The organism is Arachnia sp. (assembly GCF_057238465.1).
Genome location: NZ_DBHHFZ010000002.1, coordinates 253,681 through 272,610, shown reverse-complemented (window position 1 = coordinate 272,610; position 18,930 = coordinate 253,681). Strand labels below are relative to the sequence as shown.

The window sequence follows — 18,930 nt, the reverse complement described above, 5'->3', positions numbered from 1 at the left end:
CTTACCAGCACGACCACGATCGACTTGGGCCAACCGCGTGGAGACCGAGATGTCATCCAGTCCGCCAGCTGAGCGCATTTCAGCTAATTCGTAATGCGCGCCTGTGCAACGTTGACTTGGCAATGGTCACGGCTATGTCTTCCTCCATGCATCCGTTGCCTGTTTCCCGAATCAGGTAGATCAGATATCGAGGCGTAGCGCGTCCCGATGGGGTTAGCATTCGCTCATCGTCACCTGAGTTGAGTCATTTAGTGTCGTGGACTGCTATAGGTTTTATGGACGGTAGTGAAAAACTTGGATTATGGTTTAGGCTGCCGTCTTGGTTTCCCCCCATGTCTTGATGGACTTCGTTCGGGGTGCGGTACCCGAGCGAGGAATGAAGCCTGGTCTGATCGCAGTCAGTGTTCAATCCATGATGTCACCTCTTTGATTGCTTTTCTTCTGGTGCGGTAGATCCTGCTGGTTGACGATTTCTTTCCTGCGCGGGTGGCGTTGAATGATATCTGCTGCTGCGCTGTACGTGGTACACGCCGCTTCTTCCCACCGAAGCAGTGGATGCTATATTTGTTCATGGTGGCGGTGTAGTCAGTGGACGCGTACTGCAATCCCCGGACTCGACATGAAAAATCGTCATACCCTTGATGGGATGGCAGTTCCGAACCGCCATTTCCAGAGAGTTTTGGACCAATTCGGTTCGTATGTGTCCCTGCTATGGCGTAGCCAACAATTCTTTTTGAGCAGAGTGGCCCCATCACGGCCTGCCAGGTACACGAATCCTTCCCGGGTGTGAATATAGGTGATGTCACCCACCAGTTTCCAGAACTGGAGCATCAGCCGTGAAGTCCCTTTCGAGGCTCTTCACAATCGAGGGTGTAGGGCTGGTCTGAAGCCGCCGGTATCCGAGCCTTCGCCCGAACCGGGATCAGAAATAGACGGCCACGGGTCCGTGCGGCCCCGGGATAATCTCCACCGGGGTCTCGAAGATCCCCGTCAGAACCTCCTCGCGGAAGAGTTCCTCCGGTTTGCCGCTGGCCGCCACCTGCCCGTTCTTCATGGCGATGATCGTGTCGGCGTAGGTGGCGGCGAAATTGATGTCGTGCAGCACGATCACGATCGTGCGTCCCAGTTCCTTCGCGGCCCTGCGCAGGTGCTGCATCATCTGCACGGAATGGGCCATGTCCAAGTTGTTCAAGGGCTCGTCCAGCAGCACATATTTGGTGTCCTGGGCCAGCACCATGGCCACGTAGGCGCGTTGCCGCTGACCCCCCGAGAGCTCATCGATGAAACGGTCCGCGATCTCCTCCAGGCGCAGGAAGGAGATGGCCTGCTCGATGATCTCGATGTCCTCGACGCCCAGGCGTCCCCGCGAGTGGGGAAAACGACCGAAACCAACCAGCTGGCGAACCGTCAGCCGGGTCACGAAATGGTTCTCCTGACGAAGCACGGACAGCACCTTGGCGAGGTCCTTGGACTTGGCCGTCGCCACGTTCATGCCTGCCACCTCGATGGTGCCGGCGTCCATTCCCAGCAGGCGCCCGATCATGGTCAGCAGCGTGGATTTGCCGGCCCCGTTGGGACCCACCAGGGCGGTGATGCCGCCCTTGGGGATTTTGAGTTCCAAGGGACCGATGGTCGTCGTGGAGCCGTATGTTTTCAGGGCCGAGTCTACGAGGATCACAGCCGTCCCTTTCTCAGTAGATGGATGAGGAAGAAGGTGCCACCCACCGCCTCGATGATGATGCCCACGGAGCCGGTGGCGTAGAAGATGTGCCGCAGGGTGAAATAGGCGCCACCGAGGATCACCACACCGACCAGCCACGCCATCGGGAGGACGAACCGGTGCTCGTGGGTGTCGGACAGCTGATAGGCGGTCATCGCCACCAGGAAACCGAGGAACGACATGGGGCCGACCAGCGAGGTGCTGACGGCCATCAACACCGCCGTCAACATCAGGATCACCAGCGAATTGCGGCGGTGATCCACGCCCAGGCCGATGGCTGTGTCGCGTCCCAGCCCCAGCACGTCGAGGGTTCGTGACATCGCCAGCAGCAATCCACCAGCGACCAGGGCCAGGGGAATCGCGACCCGCAGCTGGGACACGTCGGCATTTGAGATGTTGCCGATGAGCCTGGCACTCAGGATGTCGAACGCCGACGGGTTCAGGAGGTTCTGCATGTAGGTGGACAGGGCGCCGAGTCCCGTCCCGATGACGATGCCCAGCAGAAGCGTCTGGTGGATGTTGGCGCGCTCGTTCCGAAGCATCCAGCCGTAGAGCAGCGCCGCCAGGGCTACCATGAGCCCGACCTGCATGAGGTACTGTCCCGTGCTGTCCATGCTGGTCAACCCCGTGATGCCGAAGAAGAACACGATGCTGGTCTGGAGCAGGCGGTACAGCGACTCGAAACCCATGATCGAGGGTGTGATGATCCGGTTGTTGGTGATGGTCTGGAAGGCGACCGTCGCCAGTGCCTGGCACCAGGCGACCACCAGGATCACGGCCACGGATGTGGCTCGCACCTGGGCGATCCGCCAGAAACCGGGCGAGCCCACGGGCATGGGATTGTGCCAGGCGAGAATGCAGTAGCAGACGCCCGGGGCCAGGAGGACCAGGACCGCCAGGGCGGCCCAGTAGCGCCGCGCCTCCCGGGGACCGGCGAAGGCGCCATGCCTTGTGCGCGTCATCGTCTCAGGCATTTCTCCGCCTCCTCAACAGGAGAAAGGCGAACACGAACGCCCCGACCACCGACAGGATGGTGCCGACGGGAACCTCGAAGGGCATGATCACGAGGCGGCCCACGATGTCGCAGGCCGTGACCATCGCGGCCCCGGTCAGGCAGACCCACGGCAGGTTGGAACGCAGATTGTCGCCCCGAAGCAGGGAGACGATGTTCGGGACGACCAATCCCAGGAAGGGAAGGTTGCCGATCACCACGGTGATGATGCCGGTGACCGCCGCGATCATTCCGGTGCCGAGCAGCACGACCTTCCGGTGATCGAGCCCGACATTTGTCGCGACGTCCTTTCCGAGACCAGCAATCGTGAACTGGTCCGCCACCAGGAAGACCCCGATGACCACGATCACCACGGCCCACACCGGTTCGTACTGTCCTTGGATCGCTGCGGAGAACGAGCCCTGGAACCATATCCCCAGGGTCTGGAGCATGCTGGTGGCCTGCGCCAGGTAGGAAGAAACGGCGCCGACCACCGCGCCCAGCATGATGCCGACGATCGGGACGATCATCGCGGAACGCAACTGGATGCGCCTCAGAACCAGGAAGAACACCATCGTGCCCCCGAAGGCGGCGACGATGGCGGCCACCATCTTCACCATCAAAGGTGCCTCCGGGTAGAGGATCAGCACGCAGAGCAGTCCAAGACCCGCCCACTCGGTGGTTCCGGTGGTGGTTGGTTCGACGAAACGGTTCTGGGAGATCTGCTGCATCACCAGGCCCGATATGGCCATGGCGGAGCCCGCCAGCAGCAGGGAAACGGTGCGGGGAATGCGGGTCAGGGCGAAGATGTAGGCGCCGTCCGGGGAACCGAACACGTCATAGACACCGACCAGCAGGGACAGCACGGTCAGTGCCAGGAGCCCGAGAAGACCCAGCAGCAGGGGAGCGGTGAACAGTCGTTGCCGGGATGTGACACCGCCGGGGACTCGGCTGTCGGTTTCGTCCCCGGCGGTTTTCGGTTCGGTCACGCAGGCTTCTCCATGGCGTCGGCCATGTCGTTGAAGAATTTGGTGTAGGTCTGGATGCCCTCATTGAGGTAGGTGTCGGCGGGCATGTAGACGATCTGTTTCTTGGTGACTGCCGTCACGTTCTGCAGGGGAGCGGAACCCGCGATCACCTCGGAGGCCGGGGTGACGGTTTCCCCTTCGGCGGTGATGGCGCCGTCGCGGTCCATCGCGAGGATCCAGTCCGGGTTGGACTGGGCGATGGCCTCGACGGAGATCTCGTCGCCCTGGTGGTCGCTGCTGCCCTGGCTCTCCAGGGCGGGGGTGAGACCGAGGATCTCGAAGACGGGCCCGAGCGTGCGCCCGGAACCGGGAGCCGCGTAGTTGACCTTGCCCTTCGAGACGATGACGGCCATCACCTTGGAACCCGGCTTGTACGCGGCCTTCACCCGGGCGATCGAGGCGTCGAAATCGCTCACCAGCTTGGCGGCCTCGTCCTTTTTGCCGAAGATCTCCCCGGCCACGGTGACCTGGCGTTTCAACTCCTCGTCGAACTTGTACTTGGGCTTCCCGTTTTCGTCCTTCTCGTCGCGGATGTCGATGTCCACGAGAGCGGCTTCGGGGGTCAGCTGCTTGAACTGGTCGTATTTGTCCTTGAAACGCTGCCCGTTGATGATCAGGTCGGGCTGGACCCCGACTGCGGCCTCCATGTTGGGTTCCCGGTGGTCCCCGAGGTTCACGATGGAACTGTCGGTCTTGTACGGGGATCCCTTCGCGATGATCTCCTGCGGGGCGGCAGAAAGCTTCACCCCCCATTCCTGGAGGGGCTGGAACAGGCGGTTGTCGGTGACTATGACGCTCTTGGCGGGCACCGGGACGGTCACGGAGCCACGGTTGTCCTGGATGGTCACGGTGGTCGCCCCGGCGGACTGTGAGGCGTTGGCGGGGTCGCTCGGCTGCGAGTTCGCGCCGCCGCAGGCGGTGAGGCCGATGCTCACGCTCACGAGGGCGACCAAGGCGGGTAACAGACGGGTCTTCGGGATACTCACGGTTCTCCTATGCGGTTGCCGGATTCGGGCAAGGTAAGTCAACCCTATCTTTTGCGAAAAGGTAAGGGGTGGTGTGTCGGCCACCCGATCAGGGAATCCGCATCCCGTTCTCCGTGGCACCCCGGTAACCGTCGAGAAGCAGGTTGATTCTCCGGGCCGACAACTCGCTGACCCTGTCCGGGAGCTCCTCGCGTGGGACCCAGTGGATCGCCTTGAGTTCCCGGTCCCGGGGAGCGATGCGGCGGGCGACCGGGCCGGGCAGGACACCGCCGTCGTAGATGAACTCGATGGCATCGCCCCAGCCGAGGTGGGGTGGCATCCAGTCGGTGATGGCGGGCTCACCGGGATCGATGTCGAGGCCGATTTCCTCGAGCAGTTCGCGGCGGCCCCCCGCGCGGGGTGACTCATCCGGGTCCACCACCCCGCCGGGGAGTTCCCAGTCGTCCTTGTAGGTCGTCTCGGTCAGCAGCACCCGGCCGGTCTCGTCGCGGAAGACGACGTGGGCGATGACGCGTTTCGTCGGCAGCACCGAGTTCATCACCCCGGAGAAACCGTGCGGGCCGTAGACCGGATCCACGGCCAGCCGGGCGTAGATCAGCACGTCCACCAAGCGCCCCGACGGGGTGAGCAGGGCCGAACGCAACCTGCCCTCCCGCCGGAAACCGCAGCGGTGCAGCGCGACCATGGCGGCCCGGTCAGTGGCCGGTATGTCGCACTGCAACCGTCGCAGGTCGTGGGCCAGGATGGCGTCGTCGGCGGCCAGGGAAACCGCCCGCTCCAGAGTGGCGGCGTCCACCACCTGTTCCTCCCAGCGGAGCTGGCCCACCCCGCCGACGATGTCCACCTGGACCCTGAAGTCGCTCACTTGGCGTTGCGCCGCAACCAGATCGAACCCAGCGGGGGGATCGTCACCTCGGCGCTGGCCGGGAAATGTCCCCACGGCTCGTCGTGTGCGGTGACCACACCCAGGTTGCCGAACTGCCCGGAGCCGTCGTAGGCCTCCGAGTCCGTGTTCAGGATTTCCTCCCATTCGCCGTCGATGGGCAGCCCGACGGGGTAGTCACGCAGCGGCTCGGGGGAGAAATTGGTGAAACAGGCCACGTGATTTCCCCGGGAGTCGTTGCGCACCCAGCTCAAGGCGTTGTGCCCCCTGTCGTCGGCGTTGATCCAGGTGAAACCCTCCGGGGCGTTGTCCAGTTCGAACAGCGGGGGATTGTCGCGGTAGATCGTGTTGAGGTCGCGGAACAGTCGCTGCAGGCCTCCGTGACCCCAGAGTTCCGTGACCCACCACTCCAGGCTGGTGGCCTCGTTGAACTCGGGGCGCTGGGCGAACTCGGAACCCATGAAGATCAGCTGCTTGCCGGGGAAACTCCACATGAACGAGTAGAAGGCGCGAAGAGTGGCAAACTTGCGCCAGTCGTCCTGGGGCACCTTGTTGATCATCGAACCCTTGCCGTGCACGACCTCGTCGTGGCTGATCGGCAGGATGAAGTTCTCCGAGTACTGGTAGACCATCGCGAACGTCAAAAGATTGTGCTCGTACTGGCGGTAGACCGGATCCAGCGCCAAATAGCGCAGGGTGTCGTTCATCCAGCCCATGTTCCACTTGAAACCGAAACCGAGCCCATCCTTGTCGACGGGTTTGGTGACCCCCGGGAAACTGGTGGACTCCTCGGCGATCATCATCGTCCCCGGATGGCGTTCGTACATGTGCCGGTTGACGTAGCGCAGGAAGTCGATGGCCTCCAGGTTCTCGCGACCCCCGTGCTTGTTCGGCACCCACTGGCCCTCGGCGCGCGAGTAGTCGAGGTAGAGCATGGAGGCCACGGCGTCGACCCGCAGGCCGTCGATGTGGAACTCGGACAGCCAGTACAAGGCGTTGGAGACCAGGAAGCTCTTCACCTCGTTGCGGCCGTAGTTGAAGATGTAGGTTCCCCAGTCCATGTGCTCGCCCTGACGGGGGTCGGCGTGCTCGTACAGGGCGGTACCGTCGAAACGACCCAGAGCCCAGTCATCCTTCGGGAAGTGTCCCGGCACCCAGTCGAGGATCACACCGATCCCGGCCTGGTGGAGCTTGTCGATCAGGAAACGCAGATCGTCGGGTTTGCCGAAACGGCTCGTGGGGGAGTAGTAACCGGTCACCTGGTAGCCCCAGCTCGGTTCGAACGGGTGCTCCGCCAGGGGCATGAACTCGACGTGGGTGTAGCCCTGCCACTTGACGTAGGAGACGAGTTCCTCGGCCAGGTCCAGGTAGCTCTTGCCGCGCCGCCAACCGCCGAGGTGCACCTCGTAGATGCTCATCGGTTCCTTGTAGAGCTTCGACTGCTCCCGTTTCGCGATCCACTCGTCATCGGACCAGACGTACTTCGACTCGTAGACGATCGAGGCGTTGGCCGGGGCCTGCTCGGAGAACCGGGCCATCGGATCCACCTTCTCCCGCCAGACACCGTCGGGTCCCTGGATGCGGAACTTGTAGAGCGTTTCCTCCTTGAGTCCCTCGATGAAGGTGCCCCACACCCCGGAACCGGGAATCAGCTGCATCGGGTCGCCGGTCCACCAGTTGAAGTCACCGATCACCTGCACCGCGCGAGCATTGGGCGCCCAGACCGCGAACCTGACGCCTTCGATGGGCCCCCTCTCGTCGTCCTCGACCGTGCACTGGAAGGCGCCGAGACGCTTCCAAAGTTCGGTGTCGCCACCGTTGTGGAATCCTTCCAGGTCCCAGCCGGTCAGCCCGCCAAACGGATCATGCGCCATTGTCAGCTCCTCAAGACTCGATGCCTGTCAGATAATCTACCGGGATACGGAGGCAAGTGGGGCGATTCCGGGATTCGTAGACCGTCTCGTAGACGGCCTTGTCCACCTCGTAGGCGAGCAGGGCTTCCGCCAGGATTCCGGCGGTGCCGTCGTAACCCTCCAGGAAGGCCGCCCGGGCATCGTCCCGCCAGCCCTCGGGGGCGCCTCCGCTGGCCGCGGCGTAGTCGAAGGAGCGCAACATGCCGGCCACGTCCCGCAGCGGGGAATCGGGTTCGCGTCTCTCCTGCAACGATTTGATGGGCTCGCCCTCGAAGTCGACGTAGCGCCAGCCGTTCCGGGTCGACAGCGCCTGACCGAGGTGGCAGTCCCCGTGGATGCGCTGGATCGGCAACTCGAGTTCCTCGATGACGGAGTAGGCCCGCAGCGCCGGGCCGCGGAACCTCTCGAGCAGCGGAACCTCAGATGCGGCGGCGTCCAGTCGTGCCCGGAACTGGGCCACCAGTTTCCGCCCGTGCAGTCTGCCGGTGGGGAAACGACTGGCCAAAAGGTCGTGCACCCGGTTCAGCTGGCGGCCCAGTTCCCGGGCCTGCTCGGTGAAACCAGTTCCGGTCCCGGCGGCCCGGCAGGCCTCGACGAACCCGTCGCGCGGATCGGGCAGCGCCTCCAGGAACACCCCGAGGTGCGCCCCACGCCACTCCCACCAGCCGAAAAGCTCCGCCACCGCACCGGAACCGGACAGGGCCCGGTGCATCTCGACATCGACGTTCGGGCCGTTCTCGATGCGACGAAAGATCTTTCCGACGATCAGGTCCCCGAAGAAAATCGACGTGTTCGACTGTTCCCCGCGGTAGCGGCGGCCCGGGAGCCCGGAGGGAACCTCCCGGGTGGCCACGAAACCCGGTGCGCCGGAGGACAGGCAGTCGAGCAGCGCGGTCATCGCGGCGGGTTCGTCCGCGACCTCCGCGACATCGAAACCGGTTCCTTCCAATTCGATGCGCGCCAAGGGTTCCGTGGGGCAGTCCCCGGCGGCGTGGAAGGCCAGTGGCACGTGGTACCTCTCTGTTTCCCCCGTCGGGTAGGCCACCTCCAGCAGGGCGCTTCGCAGCCCGGGGCCGGCTTCTCCCGGCGGCCGGAACCAGTCGGTGAGTTCTACTTGGCGGGGAACCCCGCCGCGGGAACGCCCGGAGAACCACCGGGCATTTTCGGCCAGCTTCCAGAGCGCCCCGAGCAGTGGGTCGTGGTTGCGGTTCATGGTTCAGCGTGAGGTGACGTGGAAGATGTGGGCGGGCCTGCCTGGGTAAAGGCGAACCCAGTTCTTCTCACCCCAGATGTAGGTGTCGCCCGACAGCTCGTCGTGGACCTCGACGGCAGCTCCCGGGGGAAGCCCCAGGGCCGGGAGGTCCAGGTAGACCTCGGACTCCACGGTGTTGTCCGGATCCAGTGAGCAGACCATCAGCATGACGTCGTCCCCGTCGTGTTTCGAGTAGGCCATCACCGAGTCGTGGGGGGCGTGGTGGAAGTGGATGTCGCGCAGCTGCTGCAGGGCCTGGTGCTTCTCGCGGATCCCGTTCAGGGTCCCCAGGAGCAGGTTCAGGTTCGGTTCCTCGGTGAAGTCCCGTGGGCGGTACTCGTACTTCTCCGAGTTCAGGTATTCCTCACGTCCCGGGGCCAGGGGGGTGTGCTCGAACAGCTCGAAACCCGAGTAGACGCCCCACGAGGGCGATAGTGTGGCGGCCAGGATCGCGCGGATGGCGAAGATCGCGGGATTCCCGGACTGCAGGTGGAAGGGCAGAATGTCCGGGGTGTTGACGAAGAAATTGGGCCGGTAGTAGGGGGCCATGTCCCGGCTCAGCTCCGTCAGGTATTCCGTGAGCTCCCACTTCGCCACACGCCAGGTGAAATACGTGTACGACTGCTGGAAACCGACCTTACCGAGGGCCGCCATCATCTGCGGTTTGGTGAAGGCCTCGGCCAGGAAGATGACCTCCGGGTTGGTTTCGTGCACCCGCTCCAGCAACCAGTCCCAGAACTCCACGGGTTTGGTGTGGGGGTTGTCCACCCGGAAGATCGTCACGCCGCGGTCGATCCACAGCCGCACGATCCTCAGCACCTCCTGGTAGATGCCCTCGGGGTCGTTGTCGAAGTTCAGGGGATAGATGTCCTGGTACTTCTTGGGCGGGTTCTCCGCGTAGGCGATGGTCCCGTCCAGGCGGGTGGTGAACCATTCGGGATGTTCCTGCACCCAGGGGTGGTCGGGGGAGGCCTGGAGGGCGAGGTCGAGGGCCAGCTCCAGTCCGAGGGATTTCGCCTTCGCGACGAACCGCTCGAAGGATTCGAGGTCACCCAGGTCGGGGTGGATGGCGTCGTGCCCGCCGTCGAGAGAGCCGATGGCCCACGGGGACCCCGGGTCGTCGGGGGTCGGGTCGAGGCTGTTGTTCTTCCCCTTCCGGAAGGCCGAACCGATGGGATGGATCGGGGGCAGGTAGGCCACGTGGAAACCCATCGCCGCGATCGCCTCGAGACGCGAGTGCGAGGAGTCGAAACCACCCGAGATCCAGTTGCCCTCCTCGTCGCGCATGGCCCCCTGGGAGCGCGGGAAGAACTCGTACCAGGACGAGTAGAGGGCGCGGCGGCGTTCTACGCGGATCGGGTATTCCTGGGTGGCGGAGATCGCTTCCCGGGGGCCGAACCGCGCCATGGCGCGTTCGATGGGACGCGAGTTGATCAGATCCTCGATCTCGTTGACGGGGGTGTTTGGGTTCAGCGCCTCGGCCGCGGCGCGTAGCAGGTGGGATGCCGCCATCACACGGGACTGCTCGGCGGTCTCGGCCGCTTCGTGGAAGAGCTCCCGGCCCTCCAGGCAGAGCAATTCCACGTCCATGCCCAGCGGCAGCTTCGCAAGCGCGTTGTGGCGCCAGGTGCCCCAGGGATCGGACCAGCCCTCGACGCGGAAGGTCCAGTCCCCTTCGGTCGCCATGCGGACATGGGCCTGCCAGATGTCGAGCCCCTTGGGTTCGACCTGGGTCATGTCGATCCGGCGCTGGGTTCCGTGCGGGGCGGTGAGGATCACCGATGCGTTCACGGCGTCGTGGCCCTCGCGGAACACGTTCGCGCTGATCAGGATTCGTTCATGCGCCACGGCCTTTACCGGGTAGGCGCCGTCGGCTATCACGGGGGAAACCCCCGTTACCGGGATGCGGCCGAAACCGCCTTCGGTGCGTCGCAGGTGTGCTCTGGCTGGTGTGGGGTGGTTCACAGGAACCACCCTATCTTCTTCAGGGTTTCGTGTGCCGGGGTGAGTCAATGTAATTTATGCTCGTGCGTGCATTCCGACGATTCACCGTTCATCCTGTGCTGCCCGAACGCATCGCGAAGCTCGATGCGCTGGCGAAGAATCTTCGCTGGTCGTGGCATCAGGAAACCCGGGATCTTTTCCGGGCAATCGACCCGAAACTCTGGGAGGAAGTGGGAGAGGACCCCGTGAAACTGCTGTCCGCGGTGCGTCCCGAACGGGTCCAGCAGCTCGCGGCCGACCACGTCTTCGCCCGTAACGTGGGTCTCCTCCACGACGATCTGGTCAACTACCTCTCCGCCGACCTGTGGTTCCAGCGCTATGCCGCCGAGAACAAGGGAGCGCCCGCGGGCATCGGCTACTTCTCCGCCGAGTTCGGCGTCAGCCAGGTGCTTCCCCAGTACTCGGGTGGCCTGGGAATCCTCGCCGGCGACCACCTGAAGGCGGCCTCCGACCTCGGCCTGCCCCTGATCGGGGTCGGCCTTCTCTACCGGTTCGGGTATTTCCGGCAGTGGCTGAACGCCTCCGGGTGGCAGCAGGAACGCTACCCGGTGCTGCCCTCCAACGAAATGCCCGTGGCCCGCCTGCTGGATTCCGCCGGGAACCCGCAGGAGATCAGCGTGGAGGTCTCCGGGCGGGAGGTCTTCGCCTCCATCTGGGTGGCCTCCGTCGGCCGCATCCCGCTGCTGATGCTCGACACCGACCGCGACGACAACGACCCCGAGGCCCGCAACATCACTGACCGGCTCTACGGCGGCGGCACCGAGCATCGTCTCGCGCAGGAGGTCGTCCTTGGCATCGGTGGTGTCCGGGCACTGCGCCGCTACTGCGAGATCACCGGTCGTCCCCAGCCCGATGTCTACCACTGCAACGAGGGCCATGCCGGGTTCCTCGGTTTCGAACGCATCCGCGAGTACCTGGCCGATGGGCATGACCTTCCCACTGCCATCGAGTTGACCCGCGCCGGAACCGTCTTCACCACCCACACCCCCGTGCCGGCGGGAATCGACCGTTTCGACAAGAGCCTCGTGGAGCACCAGTTCGCGAACTTCGATCCCGGGCTGCCGCTGGATGCCATCATGTCCTTCGGTTCCGAGACCTACCACGGCGGCGACCCGTCGCGTTACAACATGGCCGTCCTCGGGTTGAGGCTCGGCCAACGCGCCAACGGTGTCTCCAAGCTTCACGGCGAGGTCTCGCGGGAGATGTTCAACGGCCTGTGGCCGGACTTCGACGCCACCGAGGTGCCCATCGGTTCCGTCACCAACGGCGTCCACCACCGCACCTGGATCCACCCGGAGCTCCTGGAGATCCTGAAGGCGCACACCGACGACGCCAGCACGGTCGTCGACGGCTACGACTGGGCCGCCATCCAGGAAGTGGACGACGACACCCTCTGGGGCCTGAAACGGCAGCTTCGTTCCTCCATGATCCAGATGGCGCGCAAACGCCTGGCGGAGTCCTGCAAGGCCCGGGGCATCCCCGCCGACTGGACCTCCGAGGCACTGAACCCGCGGGTCCTGACCCTCGGTTTCGCCCGCCGCGGCGCCTCCTACAAGCGCCTGACGCTGATGCTGTCGAACCCGGAGCGCCTGAAGGCCCTCCTCAACCACCCCACCACGCCCATCCAGATCGTGATCGCGGGCAAGGCCCACCCCGCCGACAACATCGGCAAGTCGCTGATCCAGCAGATGGTGCAGTTCTCCGACCAGGACGACGTGCGCGGAAAACTGGTCTTCCTGCCCGACTACGACATGTCCCTGGCGCGTCCCCTGTACCCGGGCTGCGACGTGTGGGTCAACAACCCGCTGCGCCCCTACGAGGCCTGCGGCACATCCGGCATGAAAGCAGCCCTCAACGGCGCCGCGAACCTGTCCATCCGCGACGGCTGGTGGGACGAACTGTACTCGCCGAGGTTCGGTTGGGAGATTCCCTCGGCGGAGGGCATCACGGACCAGGCCGAGCGTGACGCCGCGGAGGCCGAGTTCCTCTACTCGATCATCGAGAACGAGATCATCCCACGCTTCTACACCCTCGACGCGAACGGCAACCCCACCGAGTGGCTCAAGATGATGCGCGACTGCATCTCCGAGCTCGGCCCGGAGATCCTCGCCTCCCGCATGGTCCGCGACTACGTCACCGACTACTACACCCCGGCTGCGCGTTCCCTCGCCGCCCGGAACGATGACGACGTCGCCGCCGACCTGGCGAAGTGGAAGGAACGGGTCCGCCGCGACTGGCACACCGCCCAGGTCGTCGGCCTCGACGTCGGTGTCATCGGGCAGCTCGAAACCGGCACCGTCCTGCGTCCGACCGTCGACGTCCGGCTCGGTGCCCTGAGGGCCGAGGACGTCGCGGTGCAGCTGATCTTCGGCGATGTCGACAACGAGGACAGGCTCCACGACATCCGCAAGTACCCGACGGTTCCCGTCGGGGAGGCCGACGGGGTGACCCGGTTCGTCGCCGAGATCCCCACTCGCTACGCGGGACAGATCGGTTGCCTGGCCCGCATGGTGCCCTCGCATCCGCTGCTGGCCAGCGACTCCGAGATGGGGCTGTCCGCCGTCATCAGGTGAGCCGGGCCGTGCAGGCGGGGACCAGCCCACGCCCCACCGGCACGCCCCCGGAATCGGAAAGCCCCCGCGGGAGAAAGAACCCGCGGGGGCTTTTCCGTGCCTGTTGCCCGGTGGTGTCCCGGGGCTCAGGGAATGAGCACCGGGGACATGCCCAGCAGCTCGGCAGCGGTGGTCGGCACGTCACAGCGCATCAGCACCACGCAACGCCCCGGGACCCTCAGCACGGAACCGGGAGACATTTCATCGGCTGACAGCTCATCAGGTCCCGCTGAATGCCAGATGATCCTCAGCTGAGCGGCCCAGGGCAGGCCGGGAAGGGTCACATCGATGGGCTCGGCCCCCGAGTGGAACCACGTCAGGAAGGCATTCGCCTCGTCGGAGACGTACATGCCCAACAGGCGGCGGGAACCGTCGCACCAGTCCTGCTCGGTCATCTGGGTGCCGTGGTCGTTGAGCCAGGTGAGGTCGACGCGTCCGAGGTTCTCCCCGTGTGCGTTGATGACATCGGTGTGGTGCAGGTAGCGGTCGGGGCGCAGCAGGGGATGCTCCGCTCTCAGGTGCAGGAGATCGGCCAGGCGGATCCGGACCGCCTGCCAGCGGGGATCGGGGGTCCAGTCCACCCAGCTCAGCGGAGAATCCTGGCAGTAGGCGTTGTTGTTGCCCTTCTGGGTGCGCCCGAATTCGTCGCCGGCGAGGATCATGGGGGTTCCGGTCGCGAGAACCTGGGTGGCGTGCATGTTGAGCACCTGCCGGGCCCGCAGGTCGTTTATGGCGGGATCGTCGCTGTCACCCTCGAAACCGTGGTTCCAGGAACGGTTGTTGTCGCTGCCGTCGCGGTTGCCCTCACCGTTTGCGGAGTTGTGTTTCACGTCGTAGCTGACCAGGTCGCGCATCGTGAATCCGTCGTGGGCGGTGACGAAGTTGATCGAGGCCTGTGGGGGACGACCGCTGCGCTGGAACACGTCGGAGGAACCGGACAGCCGGGTCGCGAGTTCCTGGACCCCGTGGACGGTGCTCTTCCAGTAGTCGCGGACGTGATCGCGGAACCGGTCGTTCCATTCGGACCAGCCGAGACCGAAACTGCCGAGCTGGTACCCGTAGGGGCCGATGTCCCAGGGTTCGGCGATCAGCTTCACCCCGGCGAGCACGGGGTCGGAGTCGATCTGCTGTTTCAGGGGATGGTCATGGACGAAATGGTGCTGGCCGTTGCGGAACAGGGTGGGGGCCAGGTCGAAACGGAATCCGTCAACCCCCATGTGTTCCACCCAGTAGCGCAGGGAATCGATGATCAGTTGCCGGACCATCGGTGTGGAGGAGTTCACCGAGTTCCCGCAGCCGGTCACGTCGTAGTCGTCCCTCAGGTCATCGGTGAGGCGGTAGTAGCCCGCGTGGTCGATGCCGCGCATGGAAAGCGTCGGTCCCTCGTGCCCGCCCTCAGCGGTGTGGTTGTAGACGACGTCGAGGATCACCTCGATGCCGGCTTCGTGGAGGGCGGCGACCATGGCCTTGAATTCCGTCACCTGGTTCCCGAGGGTGCCTCTGGTGGCGTAGTAGGCGTGCGGGGCGAAATAGCTGAGGGTGTTGTAGCCCCAGTAGTTGCGCAATCCCTTGTAGGCGATGAAGGGCTCGGAGGCGTAGTGGTGGATGGGCAGCAGCTCGACCGCCGTGATGCCGGTGTCCAGCAGGTAGGAGATCACATCCGGGTAGGCCAGGGCCGCGTACGAGCCGCGCATGTGCTCGGGAACCAGCGGGTGCAACTTCGTGAAACCGCGCACGTGCATCTCGTAGATGACCGACTCGGCCATCGGACGCCTGCCGCCCGCCACCGGAGGGGGCGGAGGAGTGTCGGCCACGACGACGCTGAGCGGCACGGCCCCGAAGGAATCGGTGGCATCGGGACGGAAATCGTCGTGCGCCAGGTGGTCGTGGATCGGCCCCCGGTAGTCCACGCCGCCGGTAACGGCCCGGGCGTAGGGGTCGAGCAGCAGCCGGGCCGGGTTGAAACGCCGGCCGCGGCTCGGGTCCCAGTCCCCGTGGACACGGTAGCCGTACTCCTGTCCCTCACCGATACCGGGAACGAAGGCGTGCCAGATTCCCTGGTCGTCCACCTTCATCTCCACGTTTCGTTGGTTCTTCATCAGGTCCACGAGCGACAGCTCCACGCGTTTGGCGCGGGGGGCCCACAGACCGAAGCTGACACCGTCCTTCTCGACCTTCGCTCCCAGGCGGCTGGTGTCGAGCGGCTCAATGAACATGTTTCGCCTTCCGGCCCCCGGTGGGCATCCGCCCCGAGGGCCGGACCATTTTGCCACATGTCGTCTGATCTCGCGGAAATCCCCGCGCGATAGGAGCTTGACCGGAGCCGCGGATGGTTATGGTGAACCGGTGAGCACCTACCTGGACCACGCCGCCACCTCGCCGATGCGCCCCGAAGCACGAGAAGCGCTGCTGACCGAGCTCGGACGGGTCGGGAACCCCTCATCCCAGCATCGCGCGGGGCAGCGGGCCAGGTGCCGCCTCGAGGAGGCGCGGGAGGAACTGGCGGCGGCGTTCGGCGCCCACCCCGGGGAGGTGATCTTCACATCGGGGGGATCGGAGGCGGACTCGATCGCCATTCTGGGTTCCCTCGCGGCCCGGCCCGGGAGGCCACGGAGCCTGATCTCGGCGGTCGAGCACCCGGCCGTGCAGGAGGCCCGCGGCAGGGGGGCCGAGGTGCTTCCGGTGAAAAACGACGGCCTCGTCGAGGACACGGCATGGGAGGTCGTGGACGAGAAAGTGGCCGTGATCTCCGTGATGAGGGTGAACAACGAGACCGGGGTGATCCAGCCCCTCGACGGCCTGGTCGCCGCCAGTTCCAGGACGGGCGCGTGGAGCCACAGCGACGCGGTGCAGGCCTTCGGGCACATACCACTGGACTTCCACGCCATGAACCTGGACCTGATGAGCGTCTCCGCCCACAAGATCGGCGGCCCTGTCGGAATCGGGGCCCTCGCGGTGCGGCGCGGCATCACCCCGGCGCCGATCGGGCTCGGCGGCGGGCAGGAGGGGCGTCTGCGTTCCGGCACGCCCCCGGTTGCCCTGGCGGCCTCCTTCGCGGCTGCCGCGACGGCGGCCGTGGCGGGACTCGAGACCGAGTCCCGAAGACTCGCCGCGCTCCAGGAACGGATTCGTGCGATCGCGTCGGACTGCGGGGGGCGCATCAATGGTGAGAACTGCGCTCCGCACGTCGTGAACGTCACCTTCCCCGGGCTGCGGGCCCAGGACCTGCTGTTCCTGCTGGACGCCGAGGACATCCACGCCTCGGCGGGTTCCGCCTGCCGCGCCGGGGTGTACCGGCCCAGCGAGGTGCTGCTGGCGATGGGTGCCCCCGAGGACGAGGCCATGGCCACGGTCCGGTTCTCCCTCGGCCACACGAGCGGCCCGCAGGACATCGCCCGGCTTCGCGAGGTGTTGCCGGTGGCCGTGGAACGGGCCCGGGCGGCCGGGTAGAATTCTTCGGCCGCAGATCCGGAGGAGGGGAGATGAAGGTACTGGCAGCCATGTCCGGCGGAGTGGACTCCGCCGTCGCCGCGGCGCGCCTCGTCGCCGCCGGACACGACGTGACGGGTGTGCACCTGGCGCTGAACCGCAACCCGCAGCCCTACCGGGAGGGGTCGCGCGGCTGTTGTTCCCTGGAGGACGCCCACGACGCCAGGCGCGCCGCCGACCTGCTGGACATTCCTTTCTACGTGTGGGATTTCTCCGAACAGTTCCAAACGGAGGTGGTTGACGACTTCGTCGCCGAGTACCGTGCGGGCCGCACCCCGAACCCCTGCCTCAGGTGCAACGAGAAGATCAAGTTCGCGGCCGTGCTGGACCGGGGACTCGCTCTCGGCTTCGATGCCGTCGCCACGGGACACTACGCCCGGGTCGTTGACAACGGGTCGGAACTGGAACTGCACCGCGCCGCCGACCCGGACAAGGACCAGTCCTACGTGCTCGGTGTTTTGAACCAGGACCAGCTGCGCCGCTCCCTGTTCCCGCTCGCCGACACCCCGAAACCACAGGTGCGGGCGGAGGCCCACTCGCTGGGTCTCAGGGTCGCGGACAAACCCGACTCCTACGACATCTGCTTCATTCCCGACGGCGACACCCAGGGCTACCTGAGGGCCCATCTCGGCGAAACCCCGGGGCCGATCGTGGACCGCGCCGGAAACGAACTCGGGAGACACAGGGGACATCACGGTTTCACCATCGGGCAGCGCAAGGGACTCGATCTGCGCGTCCCCGCGCCGGACGGCAACCCCCGCTACGTGCTGCGGATCGAACCCGCCGACAACCGCGTGGTCGTCGGCCCCGGGGAATCACTCCTGGTCACCCACCTCACGGGCATCCGCCTCACCTGGACCCAGCGCAGGGTGCCCGGAAGCTGGCGGGGACATGTGCAGTACCGGGCCCACGGGGCGGCGCTGCCCGCCACCATCACCACCACCGGGGAGGACCAGGTGCGGGTGGAACTCGACGAACCGACCCGAGGGGTGGCGCCGGGACAGTCCATGGTGTTCTTCGACGCCACCCGGGTGGTCGGCTCCGCGACGATCAGCGAGACCTCATGATGCGTGTGACCGCCGCCGGTTCCCTGCCCGGGGACGACTTCCGCGGGGCCCTGGCCGCGATGACGGAAGCCCTCCCGGAGGTGCTTCCCCTCCCAGAACTGCCCGCGCGGGGCGTGGGATCCGAGATGACCGGCAGGGCGTTGGGGATCATCGACGGCCTCGGTTTCGACATCCAACCCGCCGGGTGGCGCCTGACCGCCGCGCCCGGAGCGGATCATCGCAGGGCGAAGGCCCGATGGCGCCACGACCTGGACGATGCCGAGGAACTGCTCCAGGGTTTCGACGGTGTGCTGAAGGTCGCGCTGGCCGGGCCGTGGACCCTCGCGGCCACGGTGGAACGCCCCCGGGGAGACCGGTTGCTGGCCGATCACGGGGCCCGCAGGGAACTGGCGCAGGCGCTGACCGAGAGCTGGTTCCGGCTCCGGGCGGAGCTGCGGCGCCGCATCCCGGGGGCGAAGGTGCTGCTGCAGCTCGACGAACCAGCGCTGATGGCCGTCAGTGCCGGCACCATTCCCACGGCCTCCGGTTTCGGCAAACACCGCCGCGTCGAGGTTCCGGAACTGGTCGGTGCCCTGAAACCCCTGGCGGATGGCGCCTGGCTGCACTGCTGCGCCCCCGGGAACTGGCTGCCGGTGGCGGAACGCGCGGGATTCGCGGCGGCCGCCGTCGACACCCGGCTGTTCCGGGAACCGGCGGAGATCGACGCCCTGGTGCAGTGGGCGCAGGCGGGAAGGAACCTGGCCCTGGGGGTCGTCGAAACCGCGGCCGGGCGCGTCCAGGGAGTTGACGAACTGGTCCGGGAAACCCTGCGGGTGCTGCGTCCCCTGGAGCTTCCCACCCCGAGCGTCGACTCCGGAGTGCTGCTCACCACGGCCTGCGGCATGGCCTCCTGGAAGGTGACGGACGTGCCGGGCCAGCTGGCCTCGCTGCGGAGGGCAGGCGCACTCGCCGCTGAGGCCCTGCACCGGGACAACCCCTAGACTTC

Annotated in this window: 13 protein-coding genes; 4 read left to right on the top strand and 9 right to left on the bottom strand. The window is 65.8% G+C overall.

The annotated features are described in order from the left end of the window. Positions 1-922: 922 nt before the first annotated feature. The 8 genes from ACO6D6_RS03495 to ACO6D6_RS03460 form a co-directional block, all read right to left on the bottom strand. Positions 923-1,678 (bottom strand): iron ABC transporter ATP-binding protein, encoded by a 756-nt coding sequence (locus ACO6D6_RS03495; RefSeq protein ID WP_484783270.1) that lies wholly within the window; start codon positions 1,676-1,678, stop codon positions 923-925. After that, the gene (locus tag ACO6D6_RS03490) at positions 1,675-2,694 is read right to left on the bottom strand and encodes an iron chelate uptake ABC transporter family permease subunit (RefSeq protein ID WP_484783268.1); all 1,020 of its coding nucleotides are present in this window, start codon (positions 2,692-2,694) and stop codon (positions 1,675-1,677) included. The genes ACO6D6_RS03495 and ACO6D6_RS03490 overlap by 4 nt, the downstream gene beginning before the upstream one ends. Beyond that, positions 2,687-3,700: an ABC transporter permease gene (locus ACO6D6_RS03485; protein WP_484783266.1), complete on the bottom strand. Its 1,014-nt coding sequence runs from the start codon at positions 3,698-3,700 to the stop codon at positions 2,687-2,689. Before ACO6D6_RS03485 ends, ACO6D6_RS03490 begins: the two co-directional genes overlap by 8 nt. Beyond that, positions 3,697-4,725 carry a siderophore ABC transporter substrate-binding protein gene (locus tag ACO6D6_RS03480; RefSeq protein WP_484783264.1) on the bottom strand — a complete coding sequence of 343 codons (1,029 nt, stop codon included), beginning with the start codon at positions 4,723-4,725 and terminating at the stop codon, positions 3,697-3,699. Before ACO6D6_RS03480 ends, ACO6D6_RS03485 begins: the two co-directional genes overlap by 4 nt. A gap of 88 nt (positions 4,726-4,813) precedes the next feature. Further along, positions 4,814-5,611, bottom strand: a complete 798-nt coding sequence (locus tag ACO6D6_RS03475; protein WP_484783418.1) for an NUDIX hydrolase — start codon at positions 5,609-5,611, stop codon at positions 4,814-4,816. Further along, positions 5,587-7,482, bottom strand: a complete 1,896-nt coding sequence (gene glgB, locus ACO6D6_RS03470) for a 1,4-alpha-glucan branching protein GlgB (protein ID WP_484783262.1) — start codon at positions 7,480-7,482, stop codon at positions 5,587-5,589. Before glgB ends, ACO6D6_RS03475 begins: the two co-directional genes overlap by 25 nt. A 10-nt stretch (positions 7,483-7,492) precedes the next feature. Further along, a complete protein-coding gene (locus ACO6D6_RS03465) occupies positions 7,493-8,734 on the bottom strand; it encodes a maltokinase N-terminal cap-like domain-containing protein (protein WP_484783261.1) in 1,242 nt (413 codons plus the stop codon). Positions 8,735-8,737: 3 nt separating this feature from the next. Beyond that, the gene (locus ACO6D6_RS03460; RefSeq protein WP_484783416.1) at positions 8,738-10,738 is read right to left on the bottom strand and encodes a maltotransferase domain-containing protein; all 2,001 of its coding nucleotides are present in this window, start codon (positions 10,736-10,738) and stop codon (positions 8,738-8,740) included. Between the two features lie 56 nt (positions 10,739-10,794). On the opposite strand from ACO6D6_RS03460, the gene glgP reads away from it, so the two are divergent. After that, a complete protein-coding gene (gene glgP, locus ACO6D6_RS03455) occupies positions 10,795-13,350 on the top strand; it encodes an alpha-glucan family phosphorylase (RefSeq protein ID WP_484783260.1) in 2,556 nt (851 codons plus the stop codon). Between the two features lie 125 nt (positions 13,351-13,475). Here glgP and glgX read toward each other — a convergent pair whose 3' ends face one another. Further along, positions 13,476-15,605, bottom strand: a complete 2,130-nt coding sequence (gene glgX / locus ACO6D6_RS03450; RefSeq protein ID WP_484783259.1) for a glycogen debranching protein GlgX — start codon at positions 15,603-15,605, stop codon at positions 13,476-13,478. 130 nt (positions 15,606-15,735) lie between these two features. On the opposite strand from glgX, the gene ACO6D6_RS03445 reads away from it, so the two are divergent. Genes ACO6D6_RS03445 through ACO6D6_RS03435 form a run of 3 tightly spaced genes read left to right on the top strand, consistent with a single transcriptional unit; the run spans position 15,736 to position 18,925 of the window. Beyond that, on the top strand, positions 15,736-16,839 hold the full coding sequence (locus tag ACO6D6_RS03445; RefSeq protein ID WP_484783257.1) for a cysteine desulfurase family protein: 1,104 nt from the start codon (positions 15,736-15,738) through the stop codon (positions 16,837-16,839). A 32-nt stretch (positions 16,840-16,871) separates the two neighbouring features. Then, a complete protein-coding gene (gene mnmA, locus ACO6D6_RS03440; RefSeq protein WP_484783255.1) occupies positions 16,872-17,945 on the top strand; it encodes a tRNA 2-thiouridine(34) synthase MnmA in 1,074 nt (357 codons plus the stop codon). After that, positions 17,942-18,925, top strand: a complete 984-nt coding sequence (locus ACO6D6_RS03435) for a uroporphyrinogen decarboxylase/cobalamine-independent methonine synthase family protein (RefSeq protein ID WP_484783253.1) — start codon at positions 17,942-17,944, stop codon at positions 18,923-18,925. Before mnmA ends, ACO6D6_RS03435 begins: the two co-directional genes overlap by 4 nt. Positions 18,926-18,930 lie beyond the last annotated feature (5 nt).